This is a genomic window from Sorangium sp. So ce367, from assembly GCF_051520455.1.
GTDB classification, from domain to species: domain Bacteria; phylum Myxococcota_A; class Polyangia; order Polyangiales; family Polyangiaceae; genus Sorangium; species Sorangium cellulosum_B.
Map to the genome: position 1 here is coordinate 11,565,656 of NZ_CP150334.1, position 15,547 is coordinate 11,581,202.

Here is a 15,547-nt window from a genome sequence, read left to right on the forward strand (position 1 = left end):
CGCTTTTGGCGGGCTGTTCGGCGCTCATTCGCGGTCTTCGCGGTCCAGGCTCTTGAGCTCCTCGTCGAGCTTGTCGTCGTAATCGTCACGGGCGCCGGGGACAACGCCCTTCGCGGATCGCTGCTGGCCGGCGGCGCCCGCCTCGTCGCTGCGCCGCTTCCATCGGCGCAGCGTCGCGACGACGATGCCCGCGCCGACCACGATGGCGCCGAGCGGGAGGAGGTAGAGCAGCCGCTGGCTCCCCTTGTTGGGCGGCACGGCCAGCGCCTCCGCCCCGTAGCGCTCGGCGTAGGCGGCCTGGATGGCCTCGATCGACAGCCCCGACGCGAGCGCCGCGCGGAGCTGGTCGCGGCGCTCGTGCGCGGTGCCGCACGTGCACGTCCCGAGGGTCTCGCGCGGGCAGCCGCACGTGCAGATCAGGCTCCAGAAGAGCTTGCGCTCGATGTCGTTCGCGATGCCGACGACGCCCGAGCGCTGCATCCCCTCGCCGAGCTGCTGCCCGTGGGCGAACTCCGGCGAGCGAACCAGGACGACGAGGGCGAGGGCGCCCGCGACGAGGAGGGTGATGCCTTGGATGAGTCTTCGTGTGCGGCTCATTCGAACGCCGGCTGCCTCGGTTCGGCAGCGGTCGGGAGGATGGCACCTTTCGCGGGCGACCGCCCGGGATCAAGCGACGCGCCGGAGCCCGGGGCGCGGACGTCGCCGTCCGCCGCGCCGGGCGCGACCAAGACAGGTCGCCCGAGCCCCTCCTGGACGGGGCGCCCGTAGGCCTGCGACGGGCCGCCGGCGAGCAGGAAGGCGAACACGACCGACGCGGTGACGGACCCCGCCGCCCGCACATAACCGAACGCGCCGGCCTCCTCGAGCGCGATGTCAGGCCACATCGCGACGAGGGCCCCCAGGATGAGGATGCCCGCGCCGAACCACATGAACGAGATCAGGTTGTTCACGTGGATCTGGAACGAAGCGACCTTCGTCTGGGGGTTCGCCATCCCGATGATCACGTAGAGGTCGTTCTTGACGGTGATGTGCCGCGCGACCTCGGTCGACGGCGCCTCCGGGGACGCCTTGTAGATGAACTTCGCGGGGCTGATCCGGCCGATCGGCGCGCCGTGGCGCTCGACGTCGAGGTCGGCGAAGACCATCCGCTTCTCGCTGTCGACCTCCATGCGCGGGCCGGCGTAGGTGAGGCGGTACTCCTCGATCTGCACGGACTCGCCCGGGTGGAGGCTGATCTCCTTGTCGACGCCCCACGCGCGGCCGGCGAACCCGAGGAACATCACCGCGATGCCGACGTGCACGATGTAGCCGCCGTAGCGGCGCCGCGACCTGGCGACGAGGTTGTAGAAGGAGGTGAAGAGCGGCTCTTTCCCGCGCTTCTGCCGCGCCGCGATGCCGCGGGCGAACTCCTGCGCGACCACGGCGATGTTGAACGCGGCGATGGCCACCGTGAAGAACGGGTAGGTCGACGCGAGCTTCGCGAGCGCGTCGCCGAACTGGCCGGGGTAGATCGGGTCCACGGCGACGAACGGGGCGAAGCCCACCCTCTTCCCGAGCGTCAGGTGGAGCGCCACCGTGACGACCGTGGCCAGCACAGGCCAGCGGAAGCTCTTCCGGAAGAGCTCCGGCGACGTCTTCCGCCACCCGAGCAGCGGCGCGACGCCCATGAGCAGGAAGACCACGAGCGCGATCGGGGGCAGCCACATGTTGTAGAACGTCGGCCCGAGCGTCGACTTCTGGTCGAGCAGCCACTCGCTGATGCGCGGCCACACCGTCGCGACCGCGATGAAGATCATGATGCTGAAGAAGCCCCAGTTGTTGAAGAGGAACGCGGCCTCGCGCGACAGCATCGACTCGAACTGCCCGTCGCTGCGCAGCCGCGGCAGGCGGTAGACGATCAGCGCGGTGCACGTGGCCAGGATCACGGCCATGAAGCCGACGAACCAGATGCCGATGCCGGACTGGGCGAACGAGTGGACGCTCGCGATGAGGCCGGACCGCGTGAGCCAGGTGCCGAAGATGGTGAGGAAGAACGTCCCGCAGATGAGCGAGATGTTCCACACCTTCAGCATGCCGCGGCGCTCCTGGATCATCGTCGAGTGGACGTAGGCGCTCGCGGTGAGCCACGGGAGGAACGCGGCGTTCTCGACCGGATCCCAGGCCCACGGGCCGCCCCAGCCGAGCTCCTCGTAAGCCCACAGCATGCCGAGCACGTTGCCGATGGAGAGGAACAGCCAGGAGAAGAGCATCCACTTGCGCGTCGCCACGATCCACTCGCTGTCGAGCCGGCCCGTGGCGAGCGCGGCGATCGCGAACGCGAACGGGACCGCCGCGCTCGTGAAGCCGATGTAGAGGCTCGGCGGGTGGATGATCATGTAGAAGTTGCGCAGCTGGTAGTTCAGCCCGTTGCCGTCGAGCGGGGCGCCCGCCACGCTCGTCCGGAACGGGTTCACCGCGAAGATCATCAGCGCCGCGAAGAAGATCAGGACGCTCATCAGCGTCGCGATGACGTAGGGCTGGAGCTCCAGATACCGGCGCTGCAGCCAGACGACGCAGGTGCCCGAGAAGAGCGCGGTCAGGAACATCCACCAGAGCAGCGAGCCGTCCTGCCCGCCCCAGAGCGCGGCGATGAGGTACGGCGTGCTCATGGACCGGTCGCTGTACTGCGCGACGTAGGCGATCCGGAAATCGTGGCTGACGAAGGCGTACGCCAGCACGAGCACCGCGAGGCCGACCAGCGCGATCGTGCCGTACGCGCCGAGCCGCGCGGCCTGGAGCAGCCGCGGCCGCCCGCGCGCCGACGCGAGACCGACGGCGAAGGTATACGCCGCGGTGACCAGAATGGCGTAAAGGACGCCGGTCCCGAACTCAGGTAGGGATTGCCACATCGTCGTGGGCGCAAGCTTAGGCTTGCCGGGCGCGCAGGGCCAGCGCACCGCAGCGCGCGACCGATCACCCGCCTTCACCTGCGCCGTGCGTCATGTCGAGCGCCCCGCAAAAGCTTCGCTTCAGGCCCGGCGTCGAGCGAGGCGCACTATAATAGTGCATGGCGATCGCTGCCTCCGGTAACCGCCCGACCGAGCTGATCTACGACTGGAACGAGGTCGGGCGCGTCGGGCGGGTCATCCCGGAGAACATCGGCTTCTTCGACGAGACCCTGCGCGACGGCCTGCAGAACCCCTCGGTCGCCGATCCGAACATCGAGAGCAAGCTCAAGCTGCTCCACCTGATGGCCAGGATCGGTATCCAGATCGCCGACGTCGGCCTGCCCGGCAGCTCGCAGCGGGCGTTCGAGGACGTGCTCCGGATGTGCAGGGAGGTGGCCGACAACAACCTGCCGCTCCGCATCGCCTGCGCAGGCCGCACGGTCGTCTCGGACATCACGCCGATGATCGAGATCTCCCAGCGCGCAGGGATCCCTGTGGAGATCTACGCCTTCATCGGATCGAGCCCGATCCGCCAGCTCGCGGAGGCGTGGGACGTCGACCTCATCGCGCAGCGCAGCGCCGCGGCGATCGACGCGGGCGTGAAGGCCGGGCTCCCGGTCGCCTACGTCACGGAGGACACGACGCGCTCGCGCCCCGAGGTGCTGGCGACGCTCTTCAAGGTCGCCATCGATCACGGCGCGTCCCGGCTATGCCTGTGCGATACCGTCGGGCACGCGACGCCGGACGGGGTTCGCAACCTCATCAACTTCACGCGGGCCATCGTCGCGGGGGCCGGGGCGTCGGTCGGCATCGACTGGCACGGCCACAACGATCGCGGCCTCGCGCTCGAGAACGCGATCTGGGCGCTCCAGTTCGGCGCGGATCGGGTGCACGGCACCGCCCTCGGGATCGGCGAGCGGGTCGGCAACGCCGCGATGGAGCTCATCCTGCTCAACATGAAGCTCCTCGGCCTCCTCGAGCACCAGGACCTCACCCACCTCCTCGAGTACTGCACGACGGCCGCGCAGGCGGTCGGCTGGGAGGTGCCCATCAATTATCCCCTGGTCGGACGGGACGCCTTCCGCACGGCGACCGGCGTGCACGCGGCGGCCATCATCAAGGCCGAGTCGAAGGGCGACTCCTGGATGGCGGACCGGATCTACTCCGGCGTGCCCGCCGGCATGTTCGGGCGAAAGCAGGAGATCTGCGTGGGCTACATGTCCGGGGCCTCCAACGTGAACTACTGGCTCCGGCAGCGGAAGATCGAGCCCTCGAAGGAGCTCGTCGACGCCATCCTGGCGAAGGCCAAGGCGACGGATCACATCCTGTCCGAGGGGGAGATCCAGGCCGTGATCGAGCTGCACCGCGGCCGCCAGGCCTGATCTCGGGACGCCGGCGCGGCGCCGCGGGATCCGGGAACGGCGGCGGGACGTTCGGCGTTTTCGCGGATCCGGAGTAGAAATCCAGGCCGTGGCCGAGCAGGACAAGCAACCCGCAGCGGAACAGGACAAGCAACCCGCAGCGGAAGCCGACCGGGCCGATCGCCGGTCACGGCTCGATACCGTCCTGGCCGCGATCGCCGCGCTGGTCTGCTTCTTCGCCGCGACCACGCTGCGCGATCTGGGGCCGCGGTACCTGCCGCGGGCGCCGATCCCGGCGCCGCCGGTGCCCGCGTGGGTGGAAGGGCGCTCGGCAGAGCTCACCGCCACCGTGCGCGACGAGCAGGGGCGCCCGCTGAAGGACGCCACCGTGCGCGTCTTCGCCATGCGCGAGGACCGCGCCTACTTCGCGGGCGAGCTGAAGACCGATCCCTCGGGCGAGGCTCGCTTCGCCGGGCTGCCGTCCGGGGAGGCCTGGATCATGGCGTACGGCGCGGAGCGGGCTCGCGCCTCGACCCGCGTCGCGCTCGAGCCAGGCCCCCGCGCCGTCGACCTCGTGCTGCGGCCCGCGAAGGTGCTGGACGTGCTGGTCGTCGACGAGGCCGAGCGCCCGATCGACGGCGCCGAGGTGACGGTCGCGACCGCCGATCCCCTCCCCTTCGTGGCGACCACCGCCGAAGGCGGCCGCGCGCGGTTCGATCGGCTCGGGGCGGCGCCCTACGTCGTCCGCGCGTCGGCGCTCGGCTTCGAGGACACCGTGCGGACGGGCATCGTGCCCGGGCCGGCGCCGCTCAGGCTCCGGATGGATCGGCTCGGCGCCCTGACGGTCCGCGTGGTGGACGCGGAGGGGCAGCCGGCCGGCGGCGCGACCGTGCTCGCCGCCGGCACCGGGCTGTGGCCAGCGCGCAGCACGACCGCCGACGCGACGGGCGTCGCGCGGATCGCCGGGCTCCGCGACGGGGTGTACGACCTCAAGGCCCGGCGCGGCGCCGCCGTGAGCGCCACCGCGCTGGCCGTGCCCGTGAGGCGCGGCGAGGGCAAGGAGGTGAAGCTCGTCCTCGGGCCCGGCCGCCACGTGCGGCTCCTCGTGACCGACGGCGACGGCGAGGACGCGCCGGCCGTGAAGGGCGCGAACGTCGTGCTCGTCGAGCAGGGGCTGTCGGCGTTCCCGCTGCACGGCCGCACGGGCGACGACGGGTCCGTGACGCTCGGGCCCATCGCGCCGGGGTACGCGAGCGCCTCGGCCCTGGCGGCCGGCTTCGTGCCGAGGAACGCCGTGCAGGTCGACGCGGGCGCCACCGAGGTGCGCATCCCCCTGCTCCGCGGCGGCGCGCTCGTGGGTGAGGTCGTCGACGACCGCGGCTACCCGGTCCCGGGCGCGACGATCGAGGTCGTGGGCGCCGACGCCGAGGGGATGCCCATCGACGAGACCACCGCGATGTCCGAGTTCAGGGACGAGCACTTCGAGCGCGTCCTGCCCGGCCCGGCGCCGCTGATCCCCGCGGGCGAGCTCGGGGTCATGCCGGGCCCCATCCCGGACCTGCCGCGTGGCGACGCCGTCCTGCCGGCCGCCTCGGTGCGGTCGGGCGAGCCGTGGGTCACGCGCGCCGACGGCACGTTCCGGGCCGAGCCCGTCACCCCAGGGCGCGTCCACGCCATCGTCCGGCACCCGGAGTACGTCGAGACGCCCAGCGAGATCGTGACCCTGCAGCCGGGCGGCGAGGCCCGCGTGCGCGTGGTGATGCGCCAGGGCGGCCTGCTCGAGGGCCGCGTCCTCGAGGAGGACCGCAAGCCGGTCGCCGGCGCGCGCGTGGAGCTGGCCGCGACCGCCGGCTCGCTCGAGCGGGTGACGTACTCCGCGGACGACGGCACGTTCGCCTTCGCCGCGGTCCCCGACGAGGTGCTCGTCTCGGTCTCCCGGGCCGAGTCGCCAGGCGACGTCGTGGCGCGGCTCGTCGTCGAGGTGCCGGAGCGCGATCGCAAGGAGATCGAGGTCGTCCTCCCGAAGGTGCGCGAGGCGGTGGCCATCCACGTCGCCGACGATCGCGGCTACCCGCTCGATCGCGTGGAGGTGCGCGTGCTGTCGCTCGACGTGGCCGTCCCGCTCCGCAAGACGCTGTTCACGGACGACGACGGCGACGCGCTGCTGCCCGACGCCGCCGGCCTGCCGCTCCGGGTAAGCCTCGTGCGCTCCGGCAAGTCCCCGCGCGTCGAGCAGGTCGACGCCGCGCCGAAGGAGCTGCGGCTCGAGATGGGCGCCGCCCTCAAGGCGACCGGCACCGTGACCGGGCGCGGCGGGCGGGAGCGGCTCGAGGGCGCGCGGATCACGCTGTTCTCGAGGACCGGGCCGCGCCGCGCCACGAGCGACGCGGAGGGGGCCTTCACGCTCGCCGACCTCGCGCCGGGCCAGTTCCGCGTGACGGTGAGCCGCGACGGGTACGCGCCGGCGACGCTGCGGGTGACGATCGCCGGTGATCCCGATCGCCCGACGGACCTCGGGCGCATCGACCTGTCCGAGGCGGGAGAGGTCGCCGGCCAGGTCGTCGATCAGCGCGGGGACGCGGTGGCGGGGGCCCGCGTCGCGCGCGACCGCGTGCCGACGTACCTGCCGCTCGGCCCGCTGCCGCCGGGCGTGGTGACCACCGACCGCGACGGGCGGTTCCAGCTCGGCGGGCTGCCCGAGGGCACGGCGATCCTCGAGGCGTACAGCGCGGATCTCGGGCGCGCCGAGTCGCAGCCGGTGCAGGTCCGGGCCGGCAGGACGACCGAGCGCGTGAGGATCGCGCTGCCAGGAGACGGCGCGCGGCAAGACCCGAAGGGCGCAGGGAGCCTGGCGGTGACGCTCGGCGAGGAGCGAAAGACCGTGACCGTTGTGTCGGTGCCCCCCGCGAGCGAGGCCGAGGAGGCCGGCATCGAGCCCGGCGATCGGCTCCTGTCCGTGAACGGCGTCGAGGTGCGCTCCATCGAGGAAGCGCGGCGGCGCCTCACCGGGCCGCTCTCGGAGGATGTCGTGGTGCTGCTCGCGCGGGACGGCGATCGCGGCGAGGCGCGGTGGCTCACGCGGGTGCGGAGGGAGCGGGTGCGGCGATAGCCGCCGAGCTCAGTTCTTCGCCTTCGTCAGCACGATGGCGCGGCCGTCGCCGATCTCCCAGCGCAGCGTCTGATCCGTGGTGAAGCGGAACGCCGCTTCATCGAGCCCTCCCTCGGGGCGGAGGAACGCGACGGTCACCTGATCGCCGTCCGCCTTCGTCACCTTGAAGGTGCCGCTGCGCGGCGTCTCCGCGGGCACGGTCACCGTCACCTTGCTGCCGTTGAACTCGAGCGCCGTTCCCTTCACCCACCCGGTCGCCTTGGTGAGCTGTTCCACAGGGGCGTTCTCGATGGCATCGCCATACCAGCGCCCCTGCAGACGATCGCGAGGGGTCTTCGAGCAGCCCACCACGGCGGTCAGCGCCATCGCCAGGGCCAGAGCGGTCTTGATGCGGTTCTGCATGGGCCTTCCTTCGGAGCCTCGACGGGTCCCGATTTGGAAAATCCTACGAAGAACGGAATGACTAGGCCAACAATGTAGGATATTTCTGCACACTTACGCAGACCCGCAGGGCCCGGCGAAGGGGTGGGGCGCCGCCGCTTCTGGGGAGGGCGAGTTCGCGCTAGGGTTCCGGCCCGAGGAGCCGCGCGGACGGTGCGCGTTTCCACGGCGCGACGACCTTGAGCACGCTGTTTCACGAGAAGCGCCTCGTCCCTCTCGAGCGGACGCGGCTCCTGAGATCCATCGTCGAGCGCGCGGCCGATCGGTCGGAGGGGCCTCCCGTGATCGTCTTCGATCTGGACGGCACCCTCATGGACAACCGGCCGCGGGTGGTCGCGATCCTCCATGAGCTGGCGGAGGAGTGGCGCCGCAAGCACCCGCACGCCGCCGCCCTCCTCGAGGGCGCGTCGCCCGACGGCATCGTGTACGGGTTCCAGGACAACCTGCGGCGGCTCGGCATCGACGACGAGGCGCTCCACCTGCACGCGTTCGATTTTTGGAGGGCCCGCTTCTTCAACGATCCGCACATCCGGCACGACGTCGAGGTGCCGGGCGCGAGCCAGTACGCGCGCGACTGCCACGCGGCGGGGGCGACCCTCGTGTATCTCACCGGCCGCGACCTGCCGAAGATGGCGCTCGGCTCGTTCGCGAGCCTGCGCGACCTCGGCTTCCCGATCGGGGTCATCGGCACGGAGCTCGTCGTGAAGCCGAGGTTCGAGATGCCCGACACCGAGTTCAAGCGGAGCGTCGCGCCGCAGCTCTCGCGGCTCGGGCGGGTCATCGCGGTGTTCGACAACGAGGCGGCCAACTGCAACCTGCTCCTCGGCTGCCATCCCCGCTGCACCGCGGTCTTCCTGGACACGCAGTGCGCGCCCGACCCGCCGCCGCTCGACGCGCGCGTGCGCGTCATCCACACGTTCGAGCTGGAGCCGTGATCGCCGCGCGCGTCGCCGCGGCCTTCCTGCTGCTCGCCGCCGCCGGGTGCGAGCCGTCGCGCCACGCGCCCGTCGATCCCCTGGACGCCGGCGCGAGCCCGAACGCGAAAATCCTCCCCGCGCCGCTCGCGAACGAGACGCCGGACCTGCTCGACGCGTCCGCCGCCGAGGCGACCGCGAAGATCATCGCCGACGACTACGGCCGGCTCATCATGTCCGAGGCGAGCCCGCAGTCGCCGCTGCCGCTCTCGCCCGCAACCCCCCTGCCGGACGACGCGCTCTCGCCCCGCGAGCTCCCCGGCGTGATGCTCGAGGCGGCGTTCCGCTTCCGTGACGTGCCGCAGCCCCCGAAGGCGCCCGAGGTGGCGGCCTCCGGGATCCACGCGGCGCAGAAGCTCACCGAGCTGACGTGGAAGGTCGAGCTCGCGGAGACGGGCCGGATGCGGGCCCAGTTCACGTCGCGCGCGCTCCCGCTGCCCGCGGGCTCCGAGCTCCGCGCGCGCCACGACGTGTACGGCGAGGTGCTGCTCTGGCCGTCCCTGACCCAGTACCGGGTCGTGCCGCCGGGGGCGCTCCGCACGCTCCTCGGCGAGCGGCGCGTCGACGTGACGCCGCTGTCGACGGGCTCGGCGCGTCCTGTGGGCGACGGCAAGCGGCTCGAGATCGACGTCCGCAAGGTCGAGGTGCACGGGAGCCTCGGCGCGCTGTACGTCGAGCTCGGCAGGGTCCCCGAGGCCGGCGACGGGGGGCCGCTGCTCTGCCGGGCGCTGCTGGAGATCGTCGGCGTGGATCCGAAGTCGCCCGAGTGCGTGGCCGGCGAGGTGCCGCTCTACGCGAGTTATGCCTGGCAAGGCGGCGGCGGCGTCGCGTTCGAGGTCACGTCGATCGCCCGGCGAACGGACCTGATCTCGACCGACATGCTCATGCCGCCCCCGAGCGCCGCGTACGCCGCCGCCGGGCTCCCGTCGGCGCAGGGCGGCGTCTTCCTGACGCGCGACGAGCTCGCGGCCATCCGATCAGAGCCGCTCCAGCTGCCCGCGAGCGTCGACCCGGGCGCGCCCGGCGAGGGGTTCGTCGCGGTCAACCAGACGGACGCGCTGCTCTACCTGCTCGTCGACGGGATCCCGGCGGTCGCCGTGCCTCCGGCGAGCGAGCGCTACGTGATCGGGCCCCTGCGCGGGCGCTACGTCGTCCAGTGGCGCACGTTCCTCGGCGAGCGCATCGAGCCGCCGCAGACGGTCGAGATGCCGGCGCGCATCGTGCACAGCGGGGCCGAGGCCGGGGCGGCGGACGGCGGCTGAAGCGGGGCGGCGTCCCCTGCCCTAGCGATCGGCCGTCGTCTCGGGGCTCGCCAGGAGCTGGACGATGTCGTCCGGGATCCGCGTCAGCGTCAGGTTCGATCCCAGGCACGCGAGGAGGATGTCGCCGTCGCAGATCACGTCCTCGCCCCGGAGGATCCGGTAGCTGAAGCGCGCGGTGACCCGCTGGACCTCGCGGCAGGTCGTCTCGACAACGAGGTCGTCGCCGAACCGCGCGGCCTGGCGGTACTTGATCCGCAGCTCCGCGACGGCGAGGTGAAGGTCGCGCCGCACCATCTCCTCGTAGGAGAGGCCGCGGCGCTTCAGCCAGTCGATGCGGCCAGCCTCCAGGTAGATGACGTAGTTCGCGTGGTGGACGATGCCCATGAGATCCGTCTCGCAGAAGCGGACGGCCAGGGGCGTGCGCGAGGTGAGGTGCGGGGGCGCGTCGGGCGGAGAAGGGAGCGGCATCGCGGGAGGCGCAGAGACTAACCCAGTTTCGACCCGGGCAGCAGCAGAGCGACCACGCGACATCAGCGGCGCGACATGGGATCGCCGCGCGCGGCGACGGAGGGTCCGCCTGGGCGCTGGTGGCGCGGGCGCCGCGATGTTAGCGGGCACCATGGCGAATGTCCGGACGCTCCTGTCCGCCGAACAGATCGGCGATCGCGTGCGCGACCTCGGCGCGCAGATCACCCGGGACTACGCGGAGCGCCGGCTCGTGCTCGTCTCCGTGCTCAAGGGGAGCTTCGTGTTCACCGCCGACATCGCGCGCCACATCGACCTGCCGGTGCGCATCGAGTTCCTCGGCGTGCGCAGCTACGGCGAGGGCACGGCCTCGACCGGCGTCGTCCAGATCACGCAGGACCTCACCCGCCCGATCGAGGGCGAGGACATCCTCCTCATCGAGGACATCGTGGATACGGGCCTCACGATCTCGCACCTGCTCCAGCTCTTCCGCACGAGGATGCCGAACAGCGTGAAGGTCTGCGCGCTCCTGCACAAGCCGGCGCGCGCGCGGGTCGAGGTGCCCATCGACTACCTGGGCTTCACGATCGAGGACAAATTCGTGGTCGGCTACGGGCTCGACTGGGCCGAGCGCTATCGGAACCTGCCGTTCATCGGGGTTGTGGAGGCGACGTGAGCAAGCGGCTGCTGATGCTCGAGAAGATGACCCGGGATGGGTCGAAGGATCCGTTTCACTGGTACGCGCTCGCGCTGGAGTACGCGGGCCAGGGCCGCCACGACGACGCGCTCGCCACGTTCGGCGCGCTCCGGGCGATGGATCCGGCGTACGTGCCGATGTACCTCATGTGCGGGACGATGCTGGTGAAGGCAGGCCGCCTCGACGAGGGGCGCGCCTGGCTCGTCGACGGCATCGGGGCCGCGCGCAGCAAGGGAGATCAGCACGCGCTGAGCGAGCTCGAGCAGGCCCTCGCCGGCGCGGGCGGCGGCGACGACGACGACGCGTGACGCCGTGACGGATGGGCCGGCTGGCGCCGCGCCTCAGCCGCCCTCGCCCTCCCCCGCGCCGCGGATCCGGCGGAGGCGCTCGCCGATGGTCCGCTCGTAGCCGCGATCGGTCGGCTCGTAGAACCGGCTGCCGGCGAGCGGCTCGGGGAGGTAGGCCTCGCCCCGCGCGACGCCGCCCGGCTCGTCGTGCGCGTAGCGGTAGCCCTCGCCGTAGCCCTCGTCGCGCATCAGCGGCGTGACCGCGTTGCGCAGCGTGAGCGGGACCGGGAGCGCGCCGTGCTCGCGCACGGCGGCCTGCGCCGCGTGCCAGGCGGTCTTGCAGGCGTTCGATTTCGGGGCCGTGGCGAGGTAGAGCGCTGCCTGCGTGATCGGGTAGAGCCCCTCCGGCATCCCCATGCGCCGGAACGCGGCGTCCGCGGCGACGGCGATCTCCAGCGCGCGCGGGTCGGCGTTGCCGATGTCCTCGGAGGCGAAGATCATCATCCGGCGCAGCAGGAAGAGCGGGTCGTCGCCGGACTCGATCATGCGCATCAGCCAGTAGATGGCGGCGTCGGGATCGGAGCCGCGCATCGACTTGATGAAGGCGCTGATGACGTTGTAGTGCTCCTCGCCGGCCTTGTCGTAGAGCAGCGTCTTGTGCTCGCTCGCGCCGGCGATGAGCTCGCGCGTGATCGTGGAGGCGCCCGCGCGCCCCGCCTCGTCCGCGGCGATCTCCAGCGTGGTGAGCGCCCTGCGCGCGTCGCCCTGCGCGAGCGCCGCGATCGCCGAGAGCGCGTCGTCGTCGGCGCCGATCGCGCCGGCGAGCCCGGCGGGCGACTCGAGGGCGCGGCGCAGGAGCTCGACGAGCTCCGAGGCGCCGAGGCCCTGGAGCCGGAAGACCTTGCACCGGGAGAGCAGCGGCGCGTTGACCGCGAACGAGGGGTTCTCGGTGGTCGCCCCGATGAGCGTGATCGTCCCGTCCTCGACGTGCGGGAGGAAGGCGTCCTGCTGGGCCTTGTTGAAGCGGTGGATCTCGTCGACGAACAGGATCGTCCGCTTGCCCTCGTAGGAGCGCGCGGTGCGCGCCTGGGCGAGGATCTCGCGGAGCTCCGGCACGCCGCCCAGCACGGCGTTGAAGGGGACGAAGCGGGCGTTCGTCGTGTGCGCGACGACGCGCGCGAGCGTGGTCTTTCCGGCGCCCGGCGGGCCCCACAGGATCATGGAGGGGATCCGGTCGGCCGCGATCGCGCGCGCGAGCAGCTTGCCCTCGCCGAGGAGGTGGCCCTGGCCGATCATGTCCTCGAGCGAGCGCGGGCGCATGCGCTCGGCGAGGGGGACCGTGGCCTTGAGCTCCGGCTCCCGTTGCCGGGCGGCGTCGAAGAGCGTCGGGTCGTCGCCCGCGGGCCGCCGTCGCGCGCCGCCGCCGCCCCGGGACGCGCTCATTCGAAGACCGACCGCGCGCCCGCGGGGCGCTCCGAGAGGAGGACATCGACGGCGCGGCGCGCGCTCGCCGGATCGTGACCGACCCAGCGCACGGTGCCCGCGCCGTCGACCACGAACGTGAGGGGGACCTGCGCGACGCCGTAGGTCCCGGAGAGCCGCTGATCGAGATCCGCGACGATGGGGAACGTCGCGCCGAGCTCGTAGGCGGCGGCCGCCGCGGCGGCCTCCGAGTCGTCGACGTTCACGCCGATCACGGCCACCCCGTCCGCCTTGCGGTCGCGCCAGAGCCGGTCGAGCGCCGGCATGGTCCGGCTGCACGACGCGCACCAGGACGCCCAGAAGTCGATCACGGTGACCCGCGTCTTGCGCGTGCCGGGCACGCCGACGGTGACCGCCGCGGTGGACTCTGCGTGGAACTCCGGCGCGGCGCTGCCGACGAGCGGGTGGCGCACCGACGCGGGCATCGCGCCCGGCCCGCACCCGAGCGCGAGCAGCGCGCACGTAGCAAGCGTGGCGCCGCGCGCGGCGCGCGCGACGCCATCGCCAGGGAGAGCCGAGCCGAGGCGCGACGCGGCGGACGTGGCCGTCATCCGCGGGCTCCGAAGATGGCGGTGCCGACGCGGACCCACGTCGCGCCTTGCGCGATGGCTGCCTCGAAATCGTGCGACATGCCCATCGAGAGCTCGGGCAGCACGGCCCGGCCGCCGTGCGCGTCGCGCAGGGCGCGCAGCTGCGCGAAGAACGGCACGACGTCGTTCGGGTCCTCGAGGAACGGCGCGATGGTCATGAGGCCGATCGGCCGGAGGTGCGCGCACCGGGCGATCGCGCCGAGGAGCGGCGCGAAATCGCCGGGGGCGCAGCCGCCCTTCGAGGCTTCGTCGCCGATGTTCACCTCGATCAGGACGTCGAGGGTGCGGTTGAGCGCGGCCGCGCGCCGATCGAGCTCCACGGCGAGCTCCTCCCGGTCGACCGACTGCACGACGTGCGCGACGCGCGCGACGAGCTTCGCCTTGTTCCTCTGGAGCTGGCCGATGGCGTGCCACACGAGCCCGTCGAGATCGGCGAGCGCCTCGGCCTTTTCGACGAGCTCCTGCGCGTAGTTCTCGCCGAAATCGCGCTGCCCGGCGGCGTAGGCGGCGCGGATGGCCTCCGCGGGCTTCCCCTTGGACACGGCGATGAGCCGGACCTCCTCTGGCCCGCGCCCTGCCCGCGCGGCGGCGCTCGTTATCCGGCGCCGCACCTCGTCGAGCCGCGACGCGACGTTCCCCAGGTCTTCCGACATCACGCCGCACGATACCGCGAGCTGCCGCCGTGGACACCAGGGGGACACCCGCAGCGGACGGTCCGCGCACGTCGCGGCGCGGAGGGAAGTGCCGGATCCAACCGCCCGAGCGGCGTGCCAGAGTGTGCCTGAGCACCGCGTCGATAGCGGACCGATCGAGGTACTTTCCGGCTATTTTCATGTGGCATGTTGATTGCCATACTCGGCGTACCCGCCATGCGAAGCCTGCTGTTCCTCACCCTGCTCCTCGCGGTTGGATGCTCGTTCAACCCGCAGCCTGAACCGCCGTTCGATGACAGGGATCCCTATCCCTCGTCGTCGTCGACCGGTGGGGCGATCGGCAGCTCAGGTTCGGGTGGCACGGGCGCCGGCAACACAGCGGTAGGGGCCAGCACTGGCAGCGGGGAGACCACGGGCGCGGGCGGCAGCGGCAATGGGGGCGCGGCGGGCGGCCACGGCGGCACGGGCGCTCAGGGCGGTGCTGGAGGGGGCGAGGGCGGTCAGGGCGGCGCGGGCGGCGCGGGCGGCCAGGGCGGCGCGGGCGGCCAGGGCGGCGCGGGCGGCCAGGGCGGCGCGGGTGGCGCGGGCGGCGAGCCCTGCGGTGTGGGGGGCGCTGGAGGCGCTGGAGGCGCTGGAACGGTCGAGTGCGGCTGAAGGAGCACGCGGGCCGGGTCTGACGGCGGCGTCGACCCGGCCGTAAGAGCGAGCGAGAAGCAGCCGACGGAGCGCGCTCGACGCAGCATTCCCGCGGACGAGGGCGCCGCACAAGCGGGCAGGGAGATGCGCAGGGTGCTATGAGGAGGGAGCTTATGCGCCAGCTTGTCGTCCTTGTGTTCGGGGTCGTCCTTGCGGGCTGTGTGTTCAATCCACAACCGGAGCCTCCCGCCGAGGGGGGCATCGGGTGCGGTGATTGCGACGACCTCGGCGCGACCGGCGCAGGAGGGGGCATCGCAGCCGGCGATCCCAGCGAAGACGACGGCGCGGGCGGCGGTGGCCTCCTGCCGCCAGACGCGGCCGGTTCGAACGGCGCCAGTTCGACTGGGGCCGCTAGCACCGGCGGAACCGGCACGGGGGGCGAACCGGCCAACCCAGTCGGCGCCGGTGGTGCGGGCGGCGCGGGTGGCAAAGCGGGCGACGGTGGTGCAGGCGGCGAAGCCGGCGCCGGTGGTGTGGGCGGCGAAGCCGGCGACGGTGGCGACGCCGGCGGCGGTGGTGCAGGTGGCGCGGGTGGCGAAGCCGGCGCCGGTGGAGCGATCGGCCCAGACGGCGGATGAGGCGACCGCTGGGCCCGGCGCCCTC

15 protein-coding genes are annotated in these 15,547 nt (G+C 72.5%); 8 read left to right on the top strand and 7 right to left on the bottom strand.

Annotated features, from left to right (window positions below; translation table 11 throughout):
* Positions 1-24 precede the first annotated feature (24 nt).
* Both WME97_RS43905 and WME97_RS43910 read right to left on the bottom strand, forming a co-directional pair.
* Positions 25-597 (bottom strand): cytochrome c-type biogenesis protein, encoded by a 573-nt coding sequence (locus tag WME97_RS43905; RefSeq protein ID WP_437546887.1) that lies wholly within the window; start codon positions 595-597, stop codon positions 25-27.
* Positions 594-2,888 (bottom strand): heme lyase CcmF/NrfE family subunit, encoded by a 2,295-nt coding sequence (locus WME97_RS43910; RefSeq protein WP_437546889.1) that lies wholly within the window; start codon positions 2,886-2,888, stop codon positions 594-596. The genes WME97_RS43905 and WME97_RS43910 overlap by 4 nt, the downstream gene beginning before the upstream one ends.
* Positions 2,889-3,046: 158 nt before the next feature.
* Here WME97_RS43910 and WME97_RS43915 point away from each other — a divergent pair, with 158 nt between their 5' ends.
* Positions 3,047-4,309 (top strand): LeuA family protein, encoded by a 1,263-nt coding sequence (locus tag WME97_RS43915; RefSeq protein ID WP_437546891.1) that lies wholly within the window; start codon positions 3,047-3,049, stop codon positions 4,307-4,309.
* Positions 4,310-4,397: 88 nt separating this feature from the next.
* The gene (locus WME97_RS43920) at positions 4,398-7,397 is read left to right on the top strand and encodes a carboxypeptidase regulatory-like domain-containing protein (RefSeq protein WP_437546893.1); all 3,000 of its coding nucleotides are present in this window, start codon (positions 4,398-4,400) and stop codon (positions 7,395-7,397) included.
* Between the two features lie 9 nt (positions 7,398-7,406).
* Here the strand turns inward: WME97_RS43920 and WME97_RS43925 are convergent, their stop codons facing one another.
* On the bottom strand, positions 7,407-7,799 hold the full coding sequence (locus WME97_RS43925) for a hypothetical protein (protein ID WP_437546895.1): 393 nt from the start codon (positions 7,797-7,799) through the stop codon (positions 7,407-7,409).
* Positions 7,800-8,017: 218 nt separating this feature from the next.
* Between WME97_RS43925 and WME97_RS43930 the strand changes: the two genes are divergently transcribed.
* Both WME97_RS43930 and WME97_RS43935 read left to right on the top strand, forming a co-directional pair.
* A complete protein-coding gene (locus WME97_RS43930; protein WP_437546897.1) occupies positions 8,018-8,773 on the top strand; it encodes an HAD family hydrolase in 756 nt (251 codons plus the stop codon).
* Positions 8,770-10,074 (top strand): hypothetical protein, encoded by a 1,305-nt coding sequence (locus WME97_RS43935; protein ID WP_437546899.1) that lies wholly within the window; start codon positions 8,770-8,772, stop codon positions 10,072-10,074. Before WME97_RS43930 ends, WME97_RS43935 begins: the two co-directional genes overlap by 4 nt.
* A gap of 21 nt (positions 10,075-10,095) precedes the next feature.
* On the opposite strand, the gene WME97_RS43940 is transcribed toward WME97_RS43935, so the two are convergent.
* Entirely contained in the window at positions 10,096-10,542 is a 447-nt protein-coding gene (locus tag WME97_RS43940) for an acyl-CoA thioesterase (RefSeq protein WP_437546901.1), read from the bottom strand.
* A 151-nt stretch (positions 10,543-10,693) separates the two neighbouring features.
* On the opposite strand from WME97_RS43940, the gene hpt reads away from it, so the two are divergent.
* Entirely contained in the window at positions 10,694-11,215 is a 522-nt protein-coding gene (hpt, locus tag WME97_RS43945) for a hypoxanthine phosphoribosyltransferase (RefSeq protein WP_437546903.1), read from the top strand.
* On the top strand, positions 11,212-11,544 hold the full coding sequence (locus tag WME97_RS43950; protein ID WP_437546905.1) for a tetratricopeptide repeat protein: 333 nt from the start codon (positions 11,212-11,214) through the stop codon (positions 11,542-11,544). Before hpt ends, WME97_RS43950 begins: the two co-directional genes overlap by 4 nt.
* A 33-nt stretch (positions 11,545-11,577) precedes the next feature.
* Here the strand turns inward: WME97_RS43950 and WME97_RS43955 are convergent, their stop codons facing one another.
* From WME97_RS43955 to WME97_RS43965, 3 genes are read right to left on the bottom strand one after another with little or no spacing between them, the layout of a single operon-like run.
* On the bottom strand, positions 11,578-12,966 hold the full coding sequence (locus WME97_RS43955) for a replication-associated recombination protein A (RefSeq protein ID WP_437546907.1): 1,389 nt from the start codon (positions 12,964-12,966) through the stop codon (positions 11,578-11,580).
* Complete coding sequence (locus WME97_RS43960; protein WP_437546909.1) at positions 12,963-13,556, bottom strand: TlpA family protein disulfide reductase; 594 nt, start codon at positions 13,554-13,556, stop codon at positions 12,963-12,965. The genes WME97_RS43955 and WME97_RS43960 overlap by 4 nt, the downstream gene beginning before the upstream one ends.
* Entirely contained in the window at positions 13,553-14,248 is a 696-nt protein-coding gene (locus tag WME97_RS43965) for a YggS family pyridoxal phosphate-dependent enzyme (RefSeq protein ID WP_437546911.1), read from the bottom strand. The genes WME97_RS43960 and WME97_RS43965 overlap by 4 nt, the downstream gene beginning before the upstream one ends.
* A gap of 216 nt (positions 14,249-14,464) precedes the next feature.
* On the opposite strand from WME97_RS43965, the gene WME97_RS43970 reads away from it, so the two are divergent.
* Both WME97_RS43970 and WME97_RS43975 read left to right on the top strand, forming a co-directional pair.
* Positions 14,465-14,902, top strand: coding sequence for a hypothetical protein (locus tag WME97_RS43970; RefSeq protein ID WP_437546913.1), 438 nt, complete (start codon positions 14,465-14,467; stop codon positions 14,900-14,902).
* 155 nt (positions 14,903-15,057) lie between these two features.
* The gene (locus tag WME97_RS43975; RefSeq protein WP_437546915.1) at positions 15,058-15,522 is read left to right on the top strand and encodes a hypothetical protein; all 465 of its coding nucleotides are present in this window, start codon (positions 15,058-15,060) and stop codon (positions 15,520-15,522) included.
* The last annotated feature ends 25 nt before the right edge of the window (positions 15,523-15,547 follow it).